The organism is Rhodococcus sp. IEGM 1381, from assembly GCF_030056795.1.
Taxonomy (GTDB): Bacteria; Actinomycetota; Actinomycetes; order Mycobacteriales; family Mycobacteriaceae; genus Rhodococcoides.
Window position 1 is genome coordinate 15,930 of record NZ_JASHKQ010000021.1, and the last position, 21,674, is coordinate 37,603.

A 21,674-nucleotide genomic window follows, 5' to 3' on the forward strand; every position below is an offset into this window, starting at 1 on the left:
CTTCGTCCCGACGAGCCTCGACACGTATCTTCCATCGATCTTCACTGAATCATTCGCTCCGACACGGTATTACCCGTCACCAGGCCAGGTTCGGCTGCTGCTCGCCGATCGAGAACCCGAATTCGACACCTGTGCGGTGCGTACAGCCGAACAAATCGTCGGCCACGTCCTCCGGTGCCCGCCCCAGGGCCGCTGCCCACCGTGCCGCACGTTTATTCGACCGAGAAGTGCTCAATTCCACGACTCCCGTACCCCCGACGTCCACAGTCATCCGGTCGGCCCCGGTGGCGAGCAGTCGACGCAGAGCGTGCTCGCCGAACAGCACCGGGCCGCGTACGTGCACGACGGCGTGGCTGCGGCCGGTATCGCTGGGCTGCCCCTGCTTCACCCGCGGATCGACGTCCCCCCACGGCCGCCGCAACTCGGCTGCGTCGGGGCCGTGAATCCATACCGCGCAATCTCTTTCGCGCAGAACGGATCCGACGGTGCGCAGCAGAGACGCCGAGGTGTGTCCCGCGGAATCCACGACCACAACGATCTCGGGCACGGCGTAGAGCAGACCGTGGGTGCGCGCCGCCGGGTCGGTGATGCGTGAGGCCAACATCATGGCCTCCAGGTTCTTACGTTCGCGGTCTCCGCCCGTCCGCTCGGCCCATTCCGGCCCGTCGTGCCAGGCGATTGCGCGCGGCAAATGTGCCAGGACGGCTCCGGCGTCGTAGGCGCGGTGCGCAAAATCCCAGTCCTCTCCGCCGTATCCGACGATGCTCTCGTCGAACCCGCCGATCTCCGTGAAGAGCTGCTGGGTGCACGACATGACCGCGCTGATGATGTACCGGTACGAGCGTCGATCGGCGTCGAGCAAGTCGCGCGAGTGCGTGTATCCGTCTCGGAGCCAGAGCGGTTCCGTCAGCTCCGGCGGTCCGGCCGATCGCCCTCCGAGCCACTCCGTCACATCCCTTGCGGCCCAGCCCTCCAGATCGGCGTGGCGTCGACGTCCCACGGCGAGGGCATCGGGCAGGGCCGCGAGCAGCCGGGCCGATTCCGCGATGTACCCGGGTTCGGGAACGGTGTCGGCGTCGAGAAAACACAGAATCTCACCGTGGGCGGCCGAGGCTCCGAGATTGCGTGCCGCTGCCGCACGAAACCCGAGATCGGACTGTCGTACGACGGTGATATCGAGCGCGGAACGAAAGGCATCGACGTCGGGCGCTATGGGGGACCCGTCGTCGGCCACGATCACCTGAATGAGAGAGGCCGGATGCGTCTGCACGGTCAGGGCAGTCAGAACCAACTCCAACCGGCGTTGTTGCTCGAAGTACGGAATCACCACCGACACCGACGGGTTCCGGTCGACGGGTGGCACCAGGTCCCACCGATTGCCCGGTACCACCCAGCGGCCATCGGGCAGCTCCTGCGCCTTCAGCACGCTCTGTTCGCGAAACAGTGCGGAATACAGCGCCGCTGCCTGGTGAAGTGTCGGGTAGGGAACGGCGCCGGGTTGCCGCCAGGTCCTGTCGGGATGATCCAGCGCCTCGATCATGGCCGCAGCGAGGCCGTCGATGGAGTTCTCGTGGATCCAGAGTGTCCCGGGAGAATTGGCCTCGATCTCCTCCACGTACCGACCGCGGGGGACCAGCGGCCTACGGCCTGCCGCGATCCAGGAGTTGATCGAACCGGATGCCGACAGGTGTCGGTGGAACGCGACGGGTATCGCGACCGACCGAAGGAGTTCGTCCAGGCCGGCGTCGGGAACGAATCCGGTGGAGTCGAACGAACGGCCGAGTTGTATAGCGGCACAAGCGAGTTCGTCGATCATGGTCTCGTGACCCGGCGACGCGGATCCGATCGACAGCAGGTCGACAGCAGCGTCGAGAGATCTCATGGCCTCCAGTACTTCCTCGTGCCCCTTGCCCGGGTACACGAACCCCAGTACGCCGACGACGTTGCGCATGGCGTCGCGCCGTCCGGGGTGCGGCGTCGCGCTGTGGATCGGGAGCGGAACGATGCGAACATCGACGGGGTGGTTCGCTATGTCGTCGAGCAGCAGCCGCTCGTGCATGCTGGAGACGACGACTGCAGACGCGCAGTCGATCACCTGCCGATAGCATCTCGTTCGCGCTTCGAACGCGTGTCCGTCCGATACCTGCGGGATGTCGTGCAATGTGACGGTGATCGGGGCTCGGTGCCGCTTCACTGCGGAGACGAACGCATTGGCGGCCTCACCCGCGGTTCGGCCGAACAGCCGGTCGGTGAAATGCAGGTGTATCGGAATGTCGTCGCGCAGATCATGGAAGTCCGAGATCACCGGACTGGCTGTTGCAGAGGCCAATTCGCGTGCGCAGCGAATCACCCCGTGCTCAGGAGGGCCCATGACGAGATGGTGCACAGGCTGGGTCACGGCACCAGCTCCAGGATGCGAATCAGTTCCGAATGCCGCTCCAGCGCCGCATCGACGAATTCTGGATGAGCTGCGTACCAACGCAGGTGGGCACGGTGCACCGACCTCGGTGAATGCGGCGTGCCGTCGACCGACCACTCGGTCCGTGGATCGCCGTCGAGACCGAGCGCGTCGAGCACTCGTCGCTCGACCGGTGCCCTCACGCCACCGAGCAATTCGCGACCCGGATCCGCGGCGGTGCAGCCGGTGCCGAGCTGGTCGAGTATCCGCTGGGCCAGCGCAGTCAACACCACATTGGTCGCGTGATTGATCGTGTGGGTGGCAGCGCGCCCGGCATCGAAAAACAGGTCGGACGCTGCGATGTCGGTATCTCGGGTCTCGCGTCGGCGTAACTCGTCGAGGCTTGCCTCGGCTGCGTGTCTCAGGCCATCGCCCGAGACGGAGCGGTCCCAGTCGTCGTCCTCGCCGAGTCCGCTCTCAGCGGCGAGTATCGTGCGCAAGTCGTGGTACGGCACCAGGCTCGGAACGGCGGCAGGATTGCTCGGATGTCGAACGATCACGTGAAAGGGATGCAGCCCCGCATGTCTGAGCACCGGCCATCGCACGACGGTGGCCTCGGGCGGCAAGGTCTCGGCAAGGTCGGGTACCCCGAGCGGTAGCGAACGATAGCCGGCCCGAACCGGTTGGGTGAGAAAGACCGCCGCCTCGCGCACGAGCCGGTCGACATAGGGCAAGTCCGAGGACTCGAGCTCGTGGACGGGTGGTATGCGCACCGTCCGCAGCGGCATGGCCGGATCGGAATCGAGGAGAATGCGCAGTGCCTCGGCCTGACAGTTTCCCCAGACCAGAAGGAGCGGCCGGTCGTCGTGTTCAGGGGCGTCACGGCCCTGTTGTCGTTCGTCTACTTCGTAGAATTCGCCGTAGTGGCGGGTGCGCCCGTCCATGCTTGCCCCGACGTAGTGTGCTCGTTCGTAGTGAACCATTTCCTCGCCAACGTAGCCCCGGAAGACCTGCTGCGCCAACCCCGATTGAACCCGGGCGAAAGTGGGTATTGGACACGTATCGCGTGTCGGGACCAGGCACGATTGTCCTGCCTGTACCCGAAGGAAGTCATGATTCGTGTTGCCTCGGTTCCGTCCTCGCATGTCTACGTCCAGCACCTGCAGCCAGTGCGCGGCGACGGTGCGGCGTTCACCCCTGAGTCCGTCACGTTGCTGCCCGACCCTCCTCCCGTCCGCGTGGATGCACCCGGTCAGTGGTGGCCGCCGCGGCTTCTCGATGCTCAGTGGCTTGCCGAGCAGACCGATGTTCGGTTCGACGTTCTGCACGTGCATTTCGGGTTCGAGTCCTTCGGTCCCGAGGAGCTCGCTCGCACCGTCGAACACCTCCGTACCCACCGGCAGGCGTTGGTTCTGACCGTCCATGATCTGCACAATCCCCACGTCGCCGACAACACCGATCACCTCCGGCAACTGGACGTCCTGGTTCGCGGAGCCGATGCGGTGATCACCTTGACGGAGGGCGCAGCCGCCTGGATCCACGATCGGTGGGGGGTGCGCGCGACGGTGGTGGAGCATCCTCACGTGGTGCCGCTCGAGCGAATGAAATGCGCCCGCCCCCGGTCGGACTCGTTCGTCATCGGTGTCCATGCCAAGAACCTACGATCCAACATGGACCCGCTGGCGGTGATGGACGCGGTGATCGAGGCTGCGAGATCGCTGCCCGACGCGACGGTTCGGTTGGATATCGACGAGGATGTCTTCGAGTCCACGAGCCACTGGTACAGCCCCACTGCCGGCGCAAAGCTGTTGGATTACAACATGTTTCCCGACGTCGATGTGCGGGTCCATCGGCGGTTCGACGACGATGCGCTCTGGGACTATCTCACCGAGATCGACGTGTCGTTGCTGCCGTATCGATTCGGCACCCACTCGGGCTGGCTGGAGGCATGCCGCGATCTCGGGACGGCCGTGGTCGCGTCGGATTGTGGCTTCTATGCAGACCAAGCCCCGGTGCACAGCTTCCGAATGGGAATCGACTCTTTCGACGCGGCCGGCCTCGTTGCGGCCGTGCGGGCAGCGCACGACGATCGAACGCCCGCACTCGATTCCGACGTCCGAGCGCAGCAGAGACGAACGATCGCAGAAACCCACGCAGCAATCTATTCGGTAGTGACAAAGGAGATGCGTTGAACGAGAACCCACTTCGCATCGCGGTGCTGGCGTCATCGAGTTTTCCGGTGGCCCAGCCTTTCGCAGGCGGTCTGGAGGCACACGTCTACAACCTGGTGCGTGCGCTCACCGAGCGCGGACACCGGGTGAGTTTGTTCGCAGCGGACGGCTCGAGCGTCGATCTGGACGCGACGCTGCTGCCGGTCCGAACATTGGATCTGACGCCGATATCCATTGCCGACGTCTCGATCACTCCGACCGCCATTCGCGAACACCACGCCTATCTCGCGGTCATGATGGAACTGGCCGGGACATTGTCCGAGTCTTTCGACATCGTGCACAACCACAGCCTGCACTACCTGCCGCTGGCCATGTCCTCGACGTTGTCGGTGCCGATGGTGACGACTCTGCACACACCGCCGTTCGCATGGTTGGAGTCGGCCGTGGCGCTGGCCCCGGCCGGGGCCAACACCTTCGCCGCGGTGAGTGAGTTCGCAGCCTCGCAGTGGGCCGATGTCACTACCGGCACCGTCGTCATTCGCAACGGAATTTCGTTGGAGGAGTGGCCCTTCGGTAGCGGTGGTGATTACGTGGTGTGGTCCGGCCGGATCGTTCCGGAAAAAGGACTGCACCTGGCCATCGCCGCCGCGAAGCAAGCAGGACGCTTACTGCGCATCGCGGGTCCGCTGAGTAATCTCGACTACTTCCACGACGTCGTCGAACCGCTGCTCGACAAGGACATTCGCTACGTCGGGCACCTCGATCAGCCTGCGTTGGCGGCGTTGGTGGCCGGTGCCGAGGTCGCGCTGGTTTCGCCGGTGTGGTCCGAGCCGTACGGCCTCGTGGTGGCGGAAGCGCTGGCCTGCGGCACTCCCGTCGCCGCGTTCGCGCGGGGCGGCATTCCGGAGATCGTCGACGCATCGTCGGGGGTTCTCGTACCGGCAGACGACGTGGAGGGCCTCGCTGCGGCGATCCCTCGAGCAGCCGCCCTGAAGAGAAGCGACGTCAGGGCACGCGCCGAAGCGGTGTGCTCGATGGATCGGATGGTCGACGAGTACGAGGCGTTGTACCGCTCGACGCTCCAGGCAGTCGCAGACCCGGTAGACGATCGGCTCGCGATCGCATGATCGGCTATTACGCGCACCATCACGGGGTCGGTCACGTCACCCGCGCCGACGCCATCGCACGCTCGATGTCGGAACCGATGACCGTTCTGTCCTCGAGAACTCGACCGCCGGGGCATGCGGCGGCCGAATGGCTCTCGCTACCGTTCGATGTGGACGAATCCACAGGCTCTGTGGCACAAGATAGTTCGGCGGGAGGCGTGCTGCACTGGGCGCCGCACGACGTGGACGGTCTGACCGAGCGGATGGCGATCATCGCGCAGTGGGTGGCGCGTGAGAAACCGTCGGCGGTAGTGGTCGACGTATCGGTCGAAGTGTCGATGTTCCTGCGTCTCATGGGAGTTCGGGTGATCGTCATGGCAATACCGGGGGAGCGGACGGATCCGATCCACGGCCTCGCCTACCGGTCAGCAACACACATCGTCGCGCCGTGGTCCCGCGAGGTCTACGACCCCAGCTGGCTGCTGCCCTACGCGGACAAGACGACGTTCTCGGGCTCGATCAGCCGATTCGCCGCACGCGAGCGAACCTCGCTTCCGAGCGATCCGACGGTCGTGGTGTTGGGTGCTGCAGGCGGTACGTCACTCACCCGCGATCTGGTGGACTCGTGGTCCGCGGTGGACGCCCGCTTCGAGTTTCGCGCCCTCGGCGTAGCCGGCGGCGACTGGATCGACGACGTATGGCCGGTGCTGTGTTCGGCCGCTCTCGTCGTCACACACGCCGGGCAGAACGCCGTCGCAGACGTCGCTGCGTCGGGTGCGCCCGCCATCGTCGTCCCACAGGCTCGGCCCTTCGACGAGCAATCGGCCACCGGACGGGCCCTCGCCGACGGGTCGATCGCCGAGGTGCTCGATACATGGCCGTCCGTAGCCCGATGGCATGCAGCGGCGGACCGCGCTCTCGATCTCGGGGGTGCCCGGTGGTCGGCACTTCGCACCGACGGTGCGCCAACTCGAGCCGCCCGGGCCATCGAGCAATCCGTACTTCGACGGAGCCGGCAGTGAAGATCGCGGTCGTCACCGTGGTGGCCGGTAGACACGAGCACCTGGGCGCTCAGGTACGCGGTCTGCGACCGATCACCGTGGAACAGGTCGACCACATCGTCGTATCCATGGGTGACAACGCGATTGCCGACGTACTCACCCGAACCGGTTCGGCCGCCACTTGTATCGAGATCCCCGCGGACGGCGCGCTACCGCTGGCCCGTGCGCGCAACCTCGGCGCGGCAGAGGCCGTCGACCGCGGGGCAGAGTTGTTGGTTTTCCTCGACGTCGACTGCATCCCGGGGCCGGGATTGCTGGAGCGATACCGTTGCGCGGCAGCCGCTGCGGGCAACGAACGATCCCTGCTGTGCGGTCCGGTGACCTACCTGAAAGAACGCGACGTCGGTACCGAGGGTCCGGCTTTGGCGGCACTGACCGCGCCACATCCGGCGCGCCCGAATCCGCCCGCCGGAACCGTCGCGCACGGAGACAACTTCGACCTCTTCTGGTCGCTGTCCTTCGCCGTCACCACACAGACCTGGACCGAACTGGGTGGTTTCTGCGAGGACTACACCGGCTACGGCGGCGAGGACACCGATTTCGCAGCCACCGCGGTGGCGTCGGGCATGGGGTTGCGGTGGGTGGGCGGGGCGCATGCGTATCACCAGTGGCATCCGGTCTCCGATCCTCCGATAGAACATCTCGACGACATCGTTGCCAACGCGCGCAGGTTCTTCGATCGATGGGGTCGGTGGCCGATGGTCGGTTGGCTCGACGCGTTCGCGGCCCGCGGGCTCATCGAGTTCGGCGACTCCGGGATTCGGCGCACATCCGGTCACGTCGCCTAGGCTGGTCGGACATTCGCACGGAGGAGTAAGCCAGTGCCCCAGCCTTCTCAGCCACTGCGTTCGCTCGGCTTCCTCACGATCGGCTTGTTCGACGAAGCAGATCCCGCGCGCGGGCACGAATCGACGTTGAGCATCATCGAACTCGGCGAGCGGCTCGGCTTCGACAGCGCGTGGCTTCGCCACCGACATCTGCAGTACGGAATTTCCTCACCGATTGCTGTGATGGCTGCCGCCTCGCAGCGGACCCACCGGATAGCGCTCGGCACGGCGGTGACCCCGTTGGGTTGGGAGAACCCTCTGCGATTGGCCGAGGATCTCGCGACGGTCGACGTGCTCTCTGGTGGACGGATCAATCCCGGTGTCAGTGTCGGTCCACCGATGCAGTTCGAGCGCGTCAAGTACTCGCTGTATCCCGACACCGCGAACGACGAGGATTTCGGGTACGGACGGGTATCGAGGTTGCTCGGTTTCGTGGCCGGTGAGCCGGCCTCGACGTGGGCGGGAACCGAAGGAATCGAATCGTATTCCGATCGTGTGCAACCGCATTCGCCCGGCTTGCGCAGTCGGATGTGGTACGGCGGCGCAAGCCTTCGGTCGGCGCAGTGGGCCGGTGAGAACGCGATGAATCTTCTGGTGAGCAGCGTGGTGCGTGCCGAGGAATCGACCGAGTTCGACGAGATTCAGCTCTCGCACATCGGGCGGTTCCGGCAGTTCCATCCGGCAGGGCGCGATGCAAGGGTGTCGCAGGGACTGGTCGTGATTCCGACCGACAGCGCCAGTGCCGGTCAGATCGCCAAGTACGAGGAGTACGCGCGGGGCCGATCGGTGCGCACGCACGAGCCGCAGGGCCCGGCGCGCATGATGTTCGCACCAGACCTGGTCGGCACCTCGGATCACATTGCCGAGCAGTTGTATGCCAACAAGTCGTTTCGTGAGGTGAACGAGGTGGCGTTCGCATTGCCGTTCAGCTTCGACCATGAGGACTACGTGCAGATCCTCACCGACATAGCGCTCGAGCTGGGTCCGGCCCTGGGGTGGAAACCCGCACCGCAATGAGGACGACCGACCGTACGGCCCGTCGTCCTCATCGGTGTAGTGCTGAGCGGGTGACTATCCGCCGGTGATGGGGGAGTTGTACGGCGCACGGGATCGACTTCGTGGGGAAGCCCTTCGGATCCAGCGCGTTCTTCACGATTCCGATCGCGCGCTGCGAGACCGAGATCGACAGGTGGTCGGACAGGTCGATTCCGCAGCCGTCCTGCAGGGTGACGTTGTTGACCGTGGCACCGGGGCCTGCGGTGAGGAACGTCGTCTTGTAGGGGGTGACTACCTCGTCGTACTTGGTACCGATCACGGTGTACTTACGAGCTGCTGAGTCTCGTTCGTCGGTTGCGATACGCGCCGGGAACGTATCGGATTGCAGATCTGGTGTTCGAGTATCAGGTGAGCAGGCCCGGTCTGGGCCGCAAGCACCTCGTGACGTTGATCGATCCGCTCCGCGATTCGGTCGATCTGTTGCCGACGCTGCAGGCCTTCGTCGAATCGGACTCCAACCGGAAGAAGACGGCCACCTGGCTGACGGTGCACCCCAACACGGTCGACTACCGCCTCAAGCGCGTGGAGCAGCTCACCGGACTGGATCCGATGAAGCCGTCGGGGCTGCGCCGACTCCACGCGGCTCTGATCGCCGACCGCCTCGAGGCGCGCCGCGCTCCGGTTGACGAGCGAATATCGTGACCGTGTCGGACGGTGCGGTACTGGCAGCATCGGCGGCGCTCGATTCGGTCGAGTCGGTGGCTGCGATGTTTCAGCCCGTCGTCGAACTGTCGACCGGGGCTGTCGTCGGCTACGAGGCGCTCGCCAGGTGGCCCTCTCCCAGCCTGGCTGTTCCCGAGACCGTGTTCGCCCTCGCCCGTGAACGCGGCATGGTGGGCCGGGTCGACGTCGCATGCCGGGCGGCCGCGCTGCGGGCGGCTCGTGAGCACGCGTATTCGCGCCGAGTCCGGTTCTTTCTCAATATCGAGCCGGGCTGCTTCGTCGACGAACGGGATGTCGACATCCACCTCGATGCAATCGGCGACGACCTCGACGTGGTCCTCGAGATCGCCGAGCGAGATCTCGATCGAAGCGTACCGATGCTGATGGCGTTGGTACGAGGTGCCCGCGCGCGCGGGATGTCGGTGGCGATGGACGACGTCGGGGCGACCCCGGCAACGCTCGGTCTGCTGGCCTCGGTCCGGCCGGACATAGTCAAACTCGACGCGTTGATCGTCCGGTCGCCATACCGATCGCGCGCAGCGATGCGGCAGGTGCGAGATTACCTGCACACGAGCGACGCCACCCTGCTGGCGGAAGGAATCGAGACTCGTCGGCATCTGCGTCGCGCCATGGCATTGGGCGCGACCCTGGGGCAGGGCTGGCTTTTCGGCCGGCCTATGCCGCTCCCGAATCCGCCGATCTGACGCCGGTGATGACGCACAGACCAAGGACCCCGCATCTCGAACAGCTCGAGATGCGGGGTCCTGATCGACCGAACCGAAAAAATCAGTTCGTGAACTTGTCCTTGATGTTGCCTGCAGCGTCGGAGACGTCGTCGCCGACCTGCTTGGTCTTGCCCGAGGCCTGATCCTTCGCGCCTTCGGCAGCAAGATCGTCGTTATCGGTCTTGTGACCGATCTTTTCCTTGGCTTCGCCCACCAGCTCTTCGGCCTTGTGCTTTGCCTTGTCGATGAAATCAGCCATGTGAACTCCTCGAAATAGATTGTCCTACCTGTTCGCGAAGAGCTATACCCACGATCGGACGCGGTAATCCCCGTTGTGCGTGCAGGTGCGGTTGTACGGATGCGATCCGGGTAACCGTCGACCATGAACTCAGACAGCGACGCCCAGCCCACCCACGAGACACCGTCTCCGGAGCATCGGCGTCCGAGCGGTGTGGACGACGCGACCGTGGCCGCGGTGGGCAAGATGTCCGAGGCGCTCGAATGCGTCGAGCGGGCCCGCGGGCACCTTTACTCGTTCCACCAACTGATGGGTCACTCCGACCTGTTGCTCGGAGAAGCCGTCGAAGCACTCGCCGAAGCAGACCACGATGCGATCGCACAGCGAATCGACGACGACATGATCGGCAGGAACATCGCTCCCGGACGCTGGACATTCCAGCTCGTCGAGGAATTCGACGACGGCTACTGGAGTCCTCTACGCGAACACGAGCGGGCGGTGCGGGACGAACTGCTCGACGGTCGGCGGCACATCTTCGAGGCAGAGATGAAGGAGCAGCGTCGTACCCATGGCCGCCGCGGGCACGAGGCCAGGCCGACCGACTGACGTCGCCCGCACGAAAACACCGACCCCGCCTATAGCGGCGGGGTCGGTGCTGGGGTCGAGAAGTGTCAGCCTGCTTGAATTGCCGCCTCGACCTCGCTGGTCGCGCTCGCGGTGGACAGCTGTCCGCCGGAGTTCTCCAGGTGCGCGCGAACGAACCAGTGGAACAGTTCGAGCTGTGCGCTCTGACCGATGAGCATGTCCTCGGTGATGGGGTCGATCTCGCCGACCTCTTCGATGTTCTTACGGGTGGTCTCGATGACGCCTGTGTAGACGAGATCGAGAGCTCCGAGGTGCTCGATGGCCGTCGCGCGGCCGATCGAGTAGTCGTCCCAGCTACGTTCGGAGACGATGGTGCCCGGCGTGCCCTTGGCCGACGAGCCTAGGGTGGCGATGCGCTCGGCGACGTCGTCGGCAAAACCGCGAACCGCTTCGACCTGCGGGTCGAGCATCTCGTGCACCGAGATGAAGTTGGGTCCGACGACATTCCAGTGGATGTGCTTGAGCGTCAGGTGTAGGTCGTTGTACGCGTTCAGTCGATCTTGCAAAATTTCGGCGACGCGCGCGCCCTTTTCCGAGGTGAGTCCGGGAACGGTGTACGAGTTCTTTTCAGCCATGATCAGTGTTTGCCCCAACGCTCCCGAACACAAACATGCCCCGCCGAACAGATCGGCGGGGCATGCGTCGTGCGGTGCTAGGACTTGTCGAGTCTCGGTGAATCCGTACCCGACGTTCCCGTCGACGAGGTGCCTGCGGTGGATGTTCCGTCCGTCGGATCGACGATCGGACTGTCGGCCGCAGCCTTGTCGATCGCGTCGGCGCTGTCTTCCTCCGGAGGATTCTTCAGGCTCAGGATGATCGAGCCTGCCAGGACCACGATGATGACCACCAGGCTGACCAGAGACGGGATCTCGGGGATCGACGTGCTGATCACCTTGTGTCCGGCCTGCAGGATCAGCTTGACGCCGATGAAGGCGAGGATGATTGCCAGACCCTTGGACAGGTAGTGGAACTTCTCGAGCAACCCTGCAAGCAAGAAGTACAGAGCACGTAGTCCGAGGATGGCGAACGCATTCGAGGAGTACACGATGAACGGGTCGTCGGTCACCGCCAGAACAGCAGGAACACTGTCGACTGCGAACACCAGGTCGGCGGCCTCGATAGCTACGACGACGGCGAGCAGTGGCGTGGCCACCCGCTTGCCTGCTTCCTTGACGAAGAACTTGGTACCGGAGTACTCGTCCTGCACGGGAACGATCTTCTTGAGCAAGCGCACTGCGATGGAGGTGCCGGGGTCGTACGAGTCGTCCTCGTCCTTCATCAACTTGTACGCGCTGTAGAGGAGGATGGCTGCGAAGACGAACAGAACGGCAGCGAACTTGCTGACGATTGCCACACCGGCGGCCAGGAAGATCGCACGGAAGACCAGGGCGCCGATCACACCGAAGAACAGCACTCGGTGCTGGTACTCACGGGGAACCTTGAAGTAACCGAAGATCAGCGCGAAGACGAAGAGGTTGTCGACGGACAGACTCTTCTCCAGCAGCCAGGCCGTGGTGTATTCGACTCCGGCCGTTGTTCCCAGTGTGAAGAACACCACGATGCCGAAGATGATGGCCACGCCGACCCACAGCGCGCTCCACCATGCGGCTTCCTTGAAGCCGATGATGTGGGCACCGCGGTGCGCAAGCAGGTCGATTGCCAGCAGGATGAGGACGACGGCACCGAAAGCCGCCCACGCCCACCACGGAACGACGTTCATGAACGACCACCCTTACCGGTGAACTTGCTACCGAGTTGCTTCAACTTCGCCTGATTCTCCGGCTTGGTTGCGTATCTACGTGCCTGATCGACCATCTTCTTGCCCTGTGGGCTGCGAGCGAATGTGGTCAACTTCTGTACCAACGACGACATCTGTCACATGCTCCTTGCGTTCTCGTTCGTCTGATCTGGTCGTGTTCTGGCCGAGCGTCCTGCTCGACGGGAATCGTGGGTCGTTCCGCGGGGCTCCACATCGGGTGGGTCCGACCGCGACTACTCCAGTGTGACTGTTCGGTTTCGTGCAGGCAGGGTCGTTATGCGGACATGTTTCCTCGGAATTCTTTGCCGGAATCCGGCAAGTTAGCCGACTGTACCTGTCATGACGACAGGCGACCGCCCGGCCAGTCGAGCAGCATGGCACCGAGTACGGCCGTATGCAGCGCAAATGCTTCTACGGGATTGCCCACATCCTGACCGGTCAAATCATGTATTCGCGACAATCTGTACGTGACCGCCCTCACGGACAAGTGCATACGTCGCGCGGTGGACGCGGAGTTCGCGCCGGTGTCGAAGTACACCTGCAACGTTTCCAACAACGGACCCGCACCACCGCGGGCGACCAGTAGCGGCGTCAGCAACGTGTCGACCAGATCGGCGATGGCGGCCCGGTCACTGATGAGAACTCGATAGACGAGCAGGTCTCGGGCATCGACCACCGGTGTATCGAGCCCGAGCGCAGAGGCGAGTTCGAGAGCATCGAGCGCCTCCCGGTACGACGCGGCGACGCCCGCTGCTCCACCGCGTGGGCGACCGACCCCGATCTGCGTCCTGCCGTACTCACCGTCGCGACGGAGGTCGACGGAGTCTGTCGGGGTGTGGGCGGACGTACCGAGTACGCGTCCCGCTCTGGCGAGAACATGCTCGACGGCCTCGCGGTCGGGTGCGGGGAAGACCAGAATCAACCGGCCCTGCTTGGTTGCGACGAGCAACTCCGCGTCACCTTTGCTGCCCTGCACGCTGCGCTCGACGAGCCCGATCGCCGAGCTCGCGTCGGTGAACGGCTTGCTCGACGTGACCACCGCTACCGCATGCGGACTCGACAGGTCCAGTCCGAATGTCTGGGCGCGTCCGAGTACCCCGGCGACGTCGGAGGTTCCGGAGAGCAGATCGTCGACGAACTCGCGGCGGGCGAGTACCTCGGCACGAACGAGCGTGCGACGGGCGAGTTGGAACCCTTCGGCGAGTTCGGCCACTGCGTCGTCGACGGCCCGCAGCATCACCTCGCCTGCCGTCACGACGCCGGCCGGATTGTCGGCGGCTGCCGTCACTGCGGGCAGTTCTCGCCACAGCCGCCATGCCGAGGACAGATACAGATCGAGCAGTGCGCGCAATGCGACTCCGGCACGCGCGGCAGCATCACCCTGTGCCCGGAACGCTCTGAGCTGTTGTCGTCTGAGCGGGACGCCCGCGTTCACCGCGTCGGTGAGAACGTCGAGAAAGTTGCCGAGGAACACGACGTCGAGGCCGCCTGCGTCCGACGCAGCCAGCGTAGCGACCGTGTCGAGCCGTGCCCCGCCCTCCTGTGTGGCCATGTGTTCGCGCGTCTCCCATCCGATCGAAGGTCAATGGTAGGCATCGCAGTGGCAGCCCCGAAACGAGTCGCCGCGTCAATCGAGACATTTCGCGGCGTGTTCGATGTGCGACGGGCACTATCTGGGAGCACAATCAGCCGATCCGCACGTTCGCCTCCACGGTGGGAGAGCCGACCATGACTTCGTCGAACAAACCCGCATCGAGTCTGCGATCACAGCTGTTGCGCAAGAAACCGATCGCGGACCCGGACCAGCAGAGCAGTGGCGGGCTGGAACGCACCATCGGCATGTTTCAGCTGACGATGTTCGGCGTCGGTGCCACTATCGGCACCGGTATCTTCTTCGTCCTGTCGCTCGCCGTTCCCGAGGCCGGTCCCGCGGTGGTGCTCTCGTTCCTGGCGGCCGGTATCGCGGCCGGTCTCGCCGCTATCTGCTACGCCGAAATGGCGTCGGCAGTACCGGTTTCCGGCTCTACCTACTCGTACGCCTACGTGACGATGGGTGAGGTGGTCGCGATGGGGGTCGCGGCCTGTCTGCTGCTCGAATACGGGGTGTCGAGTGCCGCCGTCGCGGTGGGGTGGAGTGGATATCTCAACGAACTGCTCAACAACCTCTTCGGTTTCACCATCCCGCATGCGTTGTCCGCCGCACCGGGTGACGCCGATCCTGGGGTCATGAACCTGCCCGCTGTGGTGCTGATCGTGTTGTGTGCCGTGCTGCTGATCCGCGGTGCCAGTGAATCCGCAGCAGTCAATGCGGTCATGGTCGTCATCAAACTCGGTGTGCTCGCACTGTTCGCGGTCGTCGGATTCTCGGCCTTCGACTCAGGGAACTTCTCCGATTTCATGCCGCTGGGTACTGCCGGTGTCACGGCGGCCGCAGGCACCATCTTCTTCTCGTTCATCGGACTCGACGCAGTGTCCACCGCGGGCGACGAGGTGAAGAATCCCCAGAAGACCATGCCGCGGGCCATCATTGCTGCGCTCATCGTCGTCATCGTCTTCTACCTCGTGGTCGCAGTGGCAGCGCTGGGGACTCAGCCATGGACCGCCTTCGCCGGTCAGGAGGAAGCCGGCTTGGCCGAGATTCTTCGCAACGTCACCGGGCGGGCCTGGCCGGCAACGATTCTGGCTGCCGGCGCGGTCATTTCGATCTTCTCGGTGACCCTGGTGACGATGTACGGGCAGACTCGCATTCTGTTCGCCATGGGCCGGGACGGCATGTTGCCGAAGGCGTTTGCCAAAGTCAGTCCGCGCACGCACACCCCGGTCAACAACACGATCGTGGTCGCGGTGATCATCTCGATTCTGGCTGCGTTCATTCCGCTCGACAAGCTGGCCGATCTGGTATCGATCGGCACCCTCGTCGCGTTCATCGTCGTGGCGATCGGGGTGATCGTGCTTCGTCGGACGATGCCGGACCTGGAGCGTCCGTTCAAGGTGCCGGGCTACCCGGTGACGCCGGTGTTGTCGGTCGCCGCATGCGTGTACATCCTGTCCGGTCTGCGGTGGACCACGTGGTTCTGGTTCGGGCTCTGGCTCGCCGTGGTTCTCGCGTTCTACTTCCTGTGGGGTCGGCATCATTCGGCGCTCCGATCGGTTGGAAAGGACGCAGAATGAGCGTTCTGATCGCGTTCGCGCCGGGGAAAGGCAGTGTCGGTGCCCTCGATCTCGGTGCCCAACTCGCGCGGTCGTCGGGTACCGACATCGACGTTGCGACTGTTGTGCCCAAGCCGTGGTCCACGCCGTCGATGGCACGCGTCGATGCCGAGTTCGCGGATTGGGCGGCGGTGACTGCAGCCGAGTCCGAGGCGAAGGCGCGGCACTACCTGGAGGACCGGGCCCCGGACATCACCGCATCGTTCCATCGCCTGGCGCATCGCTCGGTGTCGACTGCGTTGACCGAAGCGGCACAGAACCTTTCGGCATCCGTGCTGGTACTGAGTTCCTCGGGCGACGGTGCGCTCGGGCAGGTCGTCGTCGGGTCGACCGCGGACAAGCTCCTGCACTCCTCGCCGGTGACCGTAGCGCTCGCTCCGCGCGGCTACCGCATGCGCGACCGTGCGACGCTGACGCGGATCACCTGCGCGTTCTCCGGTGACAGCGAGGCCTCGCGTGTGGTGGGACCCACCGCGGAACTGGCCAGGGATGCGGGCATTCCACTGCGATTGGCGTCGTTCGTCGTGCGCGGGGCAACGATGTACCCACCCGAGATCGGACTGCGAGCCGAGGACGACGTTGCCGCCGAACTCGTCCGAGGGCTGAGCGAGGCACTCACCGGTGCGGTGGACGACGCTGTTGCGGTAGGACTTCCGGCCGAACAGGTGACAACCGAGCTGGCCTCGGCCGGCAGTTGGCGCGAAGCCCTCGACGAACTGCACTGGCAGGACGGCGAAGTACTGACCATCGGATCGTCCGGACCGTTGGGGCCCATCTCTCGGGTGTTCCTCGGTTCGCGAGCAACGAAGATCATTCGTCATTCACCGGTACCGATCCTGGTGCTGCCGCGTCGGTGACGTTCTATCGGTTGAGGGCCAGCACCGAGAGCAGTTCGTAGGCCACGTGAGCCGCGGCGATTCCGGTGATTTCGGCGTGGTCGTACGCGGGCGCGACCTCGACGATGTCGGCACCGACCACATTCAGTCCGACCAGTCCGCGCAGCGTGTTCAGCAGTTCACGAGAGGTCATGCCGCCGGCTTCGGGAGTGCCGGTGCCCGGAGCGTGTGCTGGGTCGAGTACGTCGATGTCGACCGAGACGTAAACCGGGCCACCGTCGAGGCGACGACGCATCCGCTCGACGATGCTGGCCACGCCGTCGACCTCGTAGTCGTCGGAACGGATCACCTGGAAGCCCAGCACCCGGTCGTCCTCGAGGTCCTGCTCACTGTAGAGAGGGCCGCGGATGCCGATGTGCTGTGAGCGTTCGAGGTCGATGAGCCCTTCCTCGCTGGCTCGCCGGAACGGCGTCCCGTGTGTGTAGGGCGCGCCGAAGTACGTGTCCCACGTGTCGAGGTGAGCATCGAAGTGCAGCACTGCAATCGGCCCGTGGTCGCGCGCGAGGGACCGCAGGATCGGCAGAGCGATGGTGTGGTCGCCGCCGAGGGTGAGCACCGACGAGCCGTCGGCGCGCAGGTCGGTCACCGCGTCGTGCACCGTGGTCAGGGCTTCGGTGATGTCGAACGGATTGACCCCGATGTCGCCGAAGTCCGCCACTTGTTGACGGGCGAAGGGTGACACCTTCAGCGCAGGGTTGTACGGCCGCAACAGTTTCGAGGCTGCTCGGATGTGACCCGGGCCGAAACGTGCGCCCGGGCGGTAACTCACGCCGGAATCGAACGGGACGCCGAGGATGGTCACATCGGCCCTGGACACCTCGTCGAGACGGGGAAGCCGGGCGAACGTGGTGGGCTCGGCGAAGCGGGGAACCTTGGTGGCGTCGACCGGACCGATCGGTGGGTGCTCGGGATTGCTCGGGTTCATCGACAATTCCTTCCGAATTTTCAGGAGTCCGGTCACGGTTGGTCGACCAGTTCGCCCGGCAAGCGTTACTCTGATGCTCGATCTTGTCAACACGAGTTTCCTGAAAGGCGAGAGCAGTGTCCCTTGCTACGTCGGTCGTCGGTGATGCACCGCGTATCGGTGCGCGGCTCAGGGAGGCTCGGCAGAAGAAGCGGTTGACTCTGGACGCGCTCGCCGAGACGTGCGGGGTGACCAAGGGATATTTGTCCAAGCTCGAGCGCGATCAGGTGAACGCCTCGGTTGCGTCGTTGGTGCGGGTCTGTGCCGCGCTCGACGTGCCGGTCGGCTCCCTGTTCGACGATGCCCCAGCCGGTGATGTCGTACGGGCACAGTCGTTGCCGCGCATCGTGTTCGGCGGCGAGGCGATGACGGAGTATTTGTTGACTCCGGTGGGGGAGCGGCGCGTCCAGGTGTTGCTGGGGCATATCGAGGAGGGCGGCGGTAGCGGAGCGGAGGCGTACACCCTGCCGTTGGACGTCACGTTCGTGCATGTGTTGTCCGGCGAGGTGCGGGTGACCTTCGAAGCCGACCCCGACGGCAGCTTCGGCGGCGACGACGTCCTGCTCGAGGCGGGCGATGCGTTCACCTTCTCGCCAAGGCGACCACACAGTTTTCGCAGTGAGGGTCGCGGCGGCGCGCAGGTTCTGTGGGTACTGGCCCCGGCGTTGCCGGAAGAGTTGCCTGCAACGAAACAGGAGTTTTCCTCATGAGTGTCACCGTTGCCTTGTTTCAAGGGCCGGAGTTCTCCGCCGATGTGGATGCGAACCTCGTGTCGATCGACGCTGCCGCAGAGGGCGCGGCCGCAGCAGGGGCGTCCATCCTTGTCACGCCGGAGATGTCGGTGAGTGGCTACGACATCGGAGATCTCGTCCGCGAGCGCGCTGAACCGTTCGACGGTCCGATCTTCGAGCGCATCGCCGCGATCGCGCGAACCCGAGCGGTCGCCATCGTGTACGGGTATCCCGAGAGCAGCGGTGAATCCGTGTTCAATTCGGTCCAGGTGGTCGACGCATCCGGGCTGTCGGTCGCGCGCTACCGCAAGACCCACCTGTTCGGTGAACTCGATCGCACGCACTTCGCTCCTGGACCGGAACTGCTGGTGCAGTTCGACTTCGGAGGTCTGCGCTGCGGCCTGCTCACCTGTTACGACGTCGAATTTCCGGAAACTGTGCGTGCGCATGCCGATGCCGGAACGCAATGGTTGATCGTCCCGACCGGTTTGATGACGCCGTTCGAGATCATCGCAACCCACGTAGTCCCGACGAGGGCGTACGAGAGTCAACTGTTCATCACCTACGTGAACCGCTGCGGTGCCGAGGCCAGCCTGACGTACTGCGGACTCACCTGCGCCGTCGCGCCGGACGGTACCGACATAGCGCGGTTCGGCGCACACGAGCAGCTGCTGACGGTGGACTTGGATCCGGCCGAGCTCGCTCGATCCCGCGCCGTCAATACGCATCTGGCCGATCGTCGCCATGATCTGTACCGGACAGTTCTCGACCCGACAGGGTCCTCGCGGCCCGAGCAGGAGACCGACCGATGACCACACCCGTCACCCCGGACAGTTCGATCGAATCCGAGGACGAACAGCCGCTCACCATGTTCGGCCCGGACTTCCCGTTCGCGTACGACGACTACCTCGCGCATCCGGCCGGTCTCGGCAGCATTCCCGACGCGGCCCTCGGTACCCAGGTCGCCGTGATCGGCGGTGGACTCGCGGGCATGGTCGTCGCCCGCGAGCTGCTGGCCCTCGGGCTCGAACCCGTTGTGTACGAATCGGATCGAATCGGCGGCAGGATGCGCTCGGTACCGTTCGACGGGCACCCCGGAGTGGTAGCCGAGATGGGTGCGATGCGGTTTCCACCGTCGTCGACCACGCTGTTCCACTACCTCGATGCCGTCGGACTCGAGACGACGCCGTTTCCGAATCCGTTGGCAGAGGTGACACCGAGCACGGTGATCGACCTCAAGGGCGAGAGCCACTACGCGCGCAAGCTCGACGATCTACCGCCGATCTTCGCCGAGGTTGCCGACGCGTGGAACCGCACGCTCGAGGAACACGCCGAGTTGATTCCGCTGCAGCGCGCCATTCGCAGGCGGGACGTGGCCGAGATCAAGAGGATCTGGAACGAGCTGATCGTGAAGTTCGACGACCAGACCTTCTACGGTTTCCTCGCTGCGTCCGAGCACTTCTCGTCGTTTCGGATGCGAGAGTTGTTCGGCCAGGTCGGTTTCGGAACTGGTGGATGGGACACCGACTATCCCAACTCGATTCTCGAGATCCTTCGCGTCGTCAGCACGGCAGCGGACGACCATCATCGTGGAATCGTCGGAGGCTCACAGCAACTGCCGATGCGGCTGTGGACCGACTCACCCGCGAACATGGTGCACTGGCCTGCAGGCACGTCGGTGGCCTCACTGAACGGCGGCACCACGATGTCGCGCGTCACCGAGATCAGGCGCACCGACGGCGGCACCACGATCCACGACGACCGCGGCAACATCCGCACTTATGCGGCCGCCGTCGTGACGGCCCAGAGCTGGATGTTGCTCAGCAACATCAGATGTGACGACGGCCTGTTTCCCATCGATCACTGGACCGCCATCGAACGCACCCACTACATGGGGTCGACCAAGGTGTTCGCACTCGTCGATCGGCCGTTCTGGAAAGACAAGGATCCGGTCACCGGACGAGACCTGGTCAGCATGACGCTCACCGATCGAATGAGCCGCGGCACCTACCTACTCGATCAAGGCGAGGGCAAGCCGGGGCTGATCTGCCTGTCCTACACCTGGTCCGACGACTCGCTCAAGCTCCTGGCCCTCGACCCGACCGAGCGGATGAACATCATGTTGCGCTCGCTCGAGGAGATCTACCCCGGCGTCGACTTCCGCCGCCACATCATCTCGACCCCGGTGACACTGTCCTGGGAGACCGAACGCGATTTCATGGGTGCCTTCAAAGCGAACCTGCCGGGTCACTACCGGTACCAGGAGAGACTGTTCACCCATTTCATGCAAGACGAGCTCGACCCCCGGCACCGAGGGATCTTCCTGGCGGGCGACGACATCTCGTGGACCGCGGGTTGGGCGGAGGGTGCGATTCATACGGCACTGAACGCGGTGTGGGGCGTCGTGCATCATCTGGGCGGTTCGTCCGCCGAGGGCAATCCGGGACCGGGCGACGTCTTCGAGTCCATCGCACCGCTTCGGTTGGGCGACTGAGACTTCGGAGGCAGTGACCGGGGCGTTCGCTCGTCGAAGACGAACAGCGCCAACGCGACGGTCAGCAGCAGTGCCACGACCCAGATGGCACGCAGTCCGAACAGCTCGACCGCAGCGGCGCCCAGCAGCGCGCCACCGAGAAACCCGGAAATCACCGCGCCGAACCGTCGTGCCCGCGTCCCTGCCTCGCGATCGTGGTCGACGACACGATGAAAAGCTGCCATCGCCATGCTGCGAAGATTTCCGGTCGTCATCGTGGTGTTGAAAGGCGAATCCACCAGTACGCGAAAGGTGGTCACCTGCACGCCGGCCACATGCGCGAGGACGACCGAGACGACGGCGTCGGGCACGGTTGCCGGCAGAAATCCGACGACCAGAACCACGAGGATCTCGAAGACGAGTACCGCACGGACCGGCCGCCGCACGATCTTTGCCACCGCGGGCAACGCGATGAACTCCGCTGTCGCGACGCCCAGCACGAACGCCGCCAACGGGGGTAGAAACGCGAGCGCCTCGACCCACCGCCCGCCGGCGATATCGACGCCGAGTAGCACCACGTTGCCGGTCTGGGCACCTGCGAACACCCCGCCGCGAGTGACGTACGTGTAGGCGTCGAGAAAACCCCCGACCGCGGCCAGGAGTACCCCGAGTCGAACCGACTTCGCGGTAGCGGCAGCGATGTGGGGTTCAGGACGTGGCGTGGTCATCGACAGATCCTGACACGATTGCC

At 64.6% G+C, this 21,674-nt stretch carries 22 protein-coding genes and 1 pseudogene; 13 read left to right on the plus strand and 10 right to left on the minus strand.

Going from position 1 to position 21,674, the window contains the following annotated elements; all coding sequences use genetic code 11:
* Positions 1–76: 76 nt before the first annotated feature.
* Together QM797_RS24435 and QM797_RS24440 are read right to left on the minus strand one after the other, a co-directional pair.
* Positions 77–2,398: a glycosyltransferase gene (locus tag QM797_RS24435; protein ID WP_283278277.1), complete on the minus strand. Its 2,322-nt coding sequence runs from the start codon at positions 2,396–2,398 to the stop codon at positions 77–79.
* The gene (locus QM797_RS24440; RefSeq protein WP_283278278.1) at positions 2,395–3,342 is read right to left on the minus strand and encodes a WcbI family polysaccharide biosynthesis putative acetyltransferase; all 948 of its coding nucleotides are present in this window, start codon (positions 3,340–3,342) and stop codon (positions 2,395–2,397) included. Before QM797_RS24440 ends, QM797_RS24435 begins: the two co-directional genes overlap by 4 nt.
* Positions 3,343–3,510: 168 nt before the next feature.
* Between QM797_RS24440 and QM797_RS24445 the strand changes: the two genes are divergently transcribed.
* Genes QM797_RS24445 through QM797_RS24465 form a run of 5 tightly spaced genes read left to right on the plus strand, consistent with a single transcriptional unit; the run spans position 3,511 to position 8,580 of the window.
* Positions 3,511–4,590, plus strand: coding sequence for a glycosyltransferase family protein (locus QM797_RS24445; protein WP_283278279.1), 1,080 nt, complete (start codon positions 3,511–3,513; stop codon positions 4,588–4,590).
* Positions 4,587–5,696 carry a glycosyltransferase gene (locus tag QM797_RS24450; RefSeq protein WP_283278280.1) on the plus strand — a complete coding sequence of 370 codons (1,110 nt, stop codon included), beginning with the start codon at positions 4,587–4,589 and terminating at the stop codon, positions 5,694–5,696. The genes QM797_RS24445 and QM797_RS24450 overlap by 4 nt, the downstream gene beginning before the upstream one ends.
* Positions 5,693–6,697 carry a glycosyltransferase gene (locus tag QM797_RS24455; RefSeq protein WP_283278283.1) on the plus strand — a complete coding sequence of 335 codons (1,005 nt, stop codon included), beginning with the start codon at positions 5,693–5,695 and terminating at the stop codon, positions 6,695–6,697. Before QM797_RS24450 ends, QM797_RS24455 begins: the two co-directional genes overlap by 4 nt.
* Complete coding sequence (locus tag QM797_RS24460) at positions 6,694–7,524, plus strand: glycosyltransferase family 2 protein (RefSeq protein WP_283278284.1); 831 nt, start codon at positions 6,694–6,696, stop codon at positions 7,522–7,524. Before QM797_RS24455 ends, QM797_RS24460 begins: the two co-directional genes overlap by 4 nt.
* Positions 7,525–7,557: 33 nt before the next feature.
* Positions 7,558–8,580 carry an LLM class flavin-dependent oxidoreductase gene (locus QM797_RS24465; RefSeq protein ID WP_283278285.1) on the plus strand — a complete coding sequence of 341 codons (1,023 nt, stop codon included), beginning with the start codon at positions 7,558–7,560 and terminating at the stop codon, positions 8,578–8,580.
* Between the two features lie 54 nt (positions 8,581–8,634).
* Here QM797_RS24465 and QM797_RS24470 read toward each other — a convergent pair.
* A pseudogene (locus QM797_RS24470) lies at positions 8,635–8,884 on the minus strand (esterase/lipase family protein); the annotation flags it as partial.
* Between the two features lie 29 nt (positions 8,885–8,913).
* Here QM797_RS24470 and QM797_RS24475 point away from each other — a divergent pair.
* Together QM797_RS24475 and QM797_RS24480 are read left to right on the plus strand one after the other, a co-directional pair.
* On the plus strand, positions 8,914–9,261 hold the full coding sequence (locus tag QM797_RS24475; protein WP_283278286.1) for a PucR family transcriptional regulator: 348 nt from the start codon (positions 8,914–8,916) through the stop codon (positions 9,259–9,261).
* Positions 9,258–9,986 (plus strand): EAL domain-containing protein, encoded by a 729-nt coding sequence (locus QM797_RS24480; protein ID WP_283278288.1) that lies wholly within the window; start codon positions 9,258–9,260, stop codon positions 9,984–9,986. The genes QM797_RS24475 and QM797_RS24480 overlap by 4 nt, the downstream gene beginning before the upstream one ends.
* A gap of 82 nt (positions 9,987–10,068) precedes the next feature.
* Here the strand turns inward: QM797_RS24480 and QM797_RS24485 are convergent, their stop codons facing one another.
* Positions 10,069–10,266 (minus strand): CsbD family protein, encoded by a 198-nt coding sequence (locus QM797_RS24485; RefSeq protein ID WP_027496220.1) that lies wholly within the window; start codon positions 10,264–10,266, stop codon positions 10,069–10,071.
* 123 nt (positions 10,267–10,389) lie between these two features.
* Here QM797_RS24485 and QM797_RS24490 point away from each other — a divergent pair, with 123 nt between their 5' ends.
* The gene (locus QM797_RS24490; protein WP_283278292.1) at positions 10,390–10,851 is read left to right on the plus strand and encodes a hypothetical protein; all 462 of its coding nucleotides are present in this window, start codon (positions 10,390–10,392) and stop codon (positions 10,849–10,851) included.
* Positions 10,852–10,916: 65 nt separating this feature from the next.
* Here QM797_RS24490 and QM797_RS24495 read toward each other — a convergent pair whose 3' ends face one another.
* From QM797_RS24495 to QM797_RS24510, 4 genes are all read right to left on the minus strand, one after another.
* Positions 10,917–11,465, minus strand: coding sequence for a Dps family protein (locus QM797_RS24495; RefSeq protein WP_283278293.1), 549 nt, complete (start codon positions 11,463–11,465; stop codon positions 10,917–10,919).
* 77 nt (positions 11,466–11,542) lie between these two features.
* Positions 11,543–12,610 (minus strand): TerC family protein, encoded by a 1,068-nt coding sequence (locus QM797_RS24500; RefSeq protein WP_283278294.1) that lies wholly within the window; start codon positions 12,608–12,610, stop codon positions 11,543–11,545.
* On the minus strand, positions 12,607–12,762 hold the full coding sequence (locus QM797_RS24505) for a hypothetical protein (protein ID WP_269608410.1): 156 nt from the start codon (positions 12,760–12,762) through the stop codon (positions 12,607–12,609). The genes QM797_RS24500 and QM797_RS24505 overlap by 4 nt, the downstream gene beginning before the upstream one ends.
* Before the next feature lie 224 nt (positions 12,763–12,986).
* The gene (locus QM797_RS24510) at positions 12,987–14,201 is read right to left on the minus strand and encodes a PucR family transcriptional regulator (RefSeq protein WP_283278295.1); all 1,215 of its coding nucleotides are present in this window, start codon (positions 14,199–14,201) and stop codon (positions 12,987–12,989) included.
* Positions 14,202–14,377: 176 nt separating this feature from the next.
* Between QM797_RS24510 and QM797_RS24515 the strand changes: the two genes are divergently transcribed.
* Both QM797_RS24515 and QM797_RS24520 read left to right on the plus strand, forming a co-directional pair.
* A complete protein-coding gene (locus QM797_RS24515; RefSeq protein ID WP_283278296.1) occupies positions 14,378–15,820 on the plus strand; it encodes an amino acid permease in 1,443 nt (480 codons plus the stop codon).
* Complete coding sequence (locus QM797_RS24520; protein WP_283278297.1) at positions 15,817–16,716, plus strand: universal stress protein; 900 nt, start codon at positions 15,817–15,819, stop codon at positions 16,714–16,716. Before QM797_RS24515 ends, QM797_RS24520 begins: the two co-directional genes overlap by 4 nt.
* A 4-nt stretch (positions 16,717–16,720) precedes the next feature.
* Here QM797_RS24520 and speB read toward each other — a convergent pair whose 3' ends face one another.
* Positions 16,721–17,680, minus strand: coding sequence for an agmatinase (gene speB / locus QM797_RS24525; protein ID WP_032405057.1), 960 nt, complete (start codon positions 17,678–17,680; stop codon positions 16,721–16,723).
* Positions 17,681–17,796: 116 nt separating this feature from the next.
* Here speB and QM797_RS24530 point away from each other — a divergent pair, with 116 nt between their 5' ends.
* The 3 genes from QM797_RS24530 to QM797_RS24540 are packed head-to-tail and all read left to right on the plus strand — an operon-like array spanning position 17,797 to position 20,944.
* A complete protein-coding gene (locus QM797_RS24530; RefSeq protein WP_283278298.1) occupies positions 17,797–18,429 on the plus strand; it encodes a helix-turn-helix domain-containing protein in 633 nt (210 codons plus the stop codon).
* Complete coding sequence (locus QM797_RS24535; protein WP_283278299.1) at positions 18,426–19,262, plus strand: carbon-nitrogen hydrolase family protein; 837 nt, start codon at positions 18,426–18,428, stop codon at positions 19,260–19,262. Before QM797_RS24530 ends, QM797_RS24535 begins: the two co-directional genes overlap by 4 nt.
* Entirely contained in the window at positions 19,259–20,944 is a 1,686-nt protein-coding gene (locus QM797_RS24540) for a flavin monoamine oxidase family protein (RefSeq protein ID WP_283278300.1), read from the plus strand. Before QM797_RS24535 ends, QM797_RS24540 begins: the two co-directional genes overlap by 4 nt.
* On the opposite strand, the gene QM797_RS24545 is transcribed toward QM797_RS24540, so the two are convergent.
* The gene (locus QM797_RS24545; protein WP_283278301.1) at positions 20,860–21,651 is read right to left on the minus strand and encodes a YoaK family protein; all 792 of its coding nucleotides are present in this window, start codon (positions 21,649–21,651) and stop codon (positions 20,860–20,862) included. The genes QM797_RS24540 and QM797_RS24545 overlap by 85 nt on opposite strands.
* Between the last annotated feature and the right edge of the window lie 23 nt (positions 21,652–21,674).

Bases quoted from the DNA above. Each gene is read 5' to 3' on its own strand.
- QM797_RS24505 (WP_269608410.1), bottom strand. From the start codon at position 12,762: ATGTCGTCGTTGGTACAGAAGTTGACCACATTCGCTCGCAGCCCACAG.
- QM797_RS24445 (WP_283278279.1), top strand. From the start codon at position 3,511: ATGATTCGTGTTGCCTCGGTTCCGTCCTCGCATGTCTACGTCCAGCAC.
- QM797_RS24455 (WP_283278283.1), top strand. From the start codon at position 5,693: ATGATCGGCTATTACGCGCACCATCACGGGGTCGGTCACGTCACCCGC.
- QM797_RS24490 (WP_283278292.1), top strand. From the start codon at position 10,390: ATGAACTCAGACAGCGACGCCCAGCCCACCCACGAGACACCGTCTCCG.
- QM797_RS24520 (WP_283278297.1), top strand. From the start codon at position 15,817: ATGAGCGTTCTGATCGCGTTCGCGCCGGGGAAAGGCAGTGTCGGTGCC.
- QM797_RS24495 (WP_283278293.1), bottom strand. From the start codon at position 11,465: ATGGCTGAAAAGAACTCGTACACCGTTCCCGGACTCACCTCGGAAAAG.
- QM797_RS24535 (WP_283278299.1), top strand. From the start codon at position 18,426: ATGAGTGTCACCGTTGCCTTGTTTCAAGGGCCGGAGTTCTCCGCCGAT.
- QM797_RS24485 (WP_027496220.1), bottom strand. From the start codon at position 10,266: ATGGCTGATTTCATCGACAAGGCAAAGCACAAGGCCGAAGAGCTGGTG.
- QM797_RS24510 (WP_283278295.1), bottom strand. From the start codon at position 14,201: ATGGCCACACAGGAGGGCGGGGCACGGCTCGACACGGTCGCTACGCTG.
- QM797_RS24545 (WP_283278301.1), bottom strand. From the start codon at position 21,651: ATGACCACGCCACGTCCTGAACCCCACATCGCTGCCGCTACCGCGAAG.
- speB (WP_032405057.1), bottom strand. From the start codon at position 17,680: ATGAACCCGAGCAATCCCGAGCACCCACCGATCGGTCCGGTCGACGCC.
- QM797_RS24540 (WP_283278300.1), top strand. From the start codon at position 19,259: ATGACCACACCCGTCACCCCGGACAGTTCGATCGAATCCGAGGACGAA.
- QM797_RS24515 (WP_283278296.1), top strand. From the start codon at position 14,378: ATGACTTCGTCGAACAAACCCGCATCGAGTCTGCGATCACAGCTGTTG.
- QM797_RS24440 (WP_283278278.1), bottom strand. From the start codon at position 3,342: ATGGACGGGCGCACCCGCCACTACGGCGAATTCTACGAAGTAGACGAA.
- QM797_RS24500 (WP_283278294.1), bottom strand. From the start codon at position 12,610: ATGAACGTCGTTCCGTGGTGGGCGTGGGCGGCTTTCGGTGCCGTCGTC.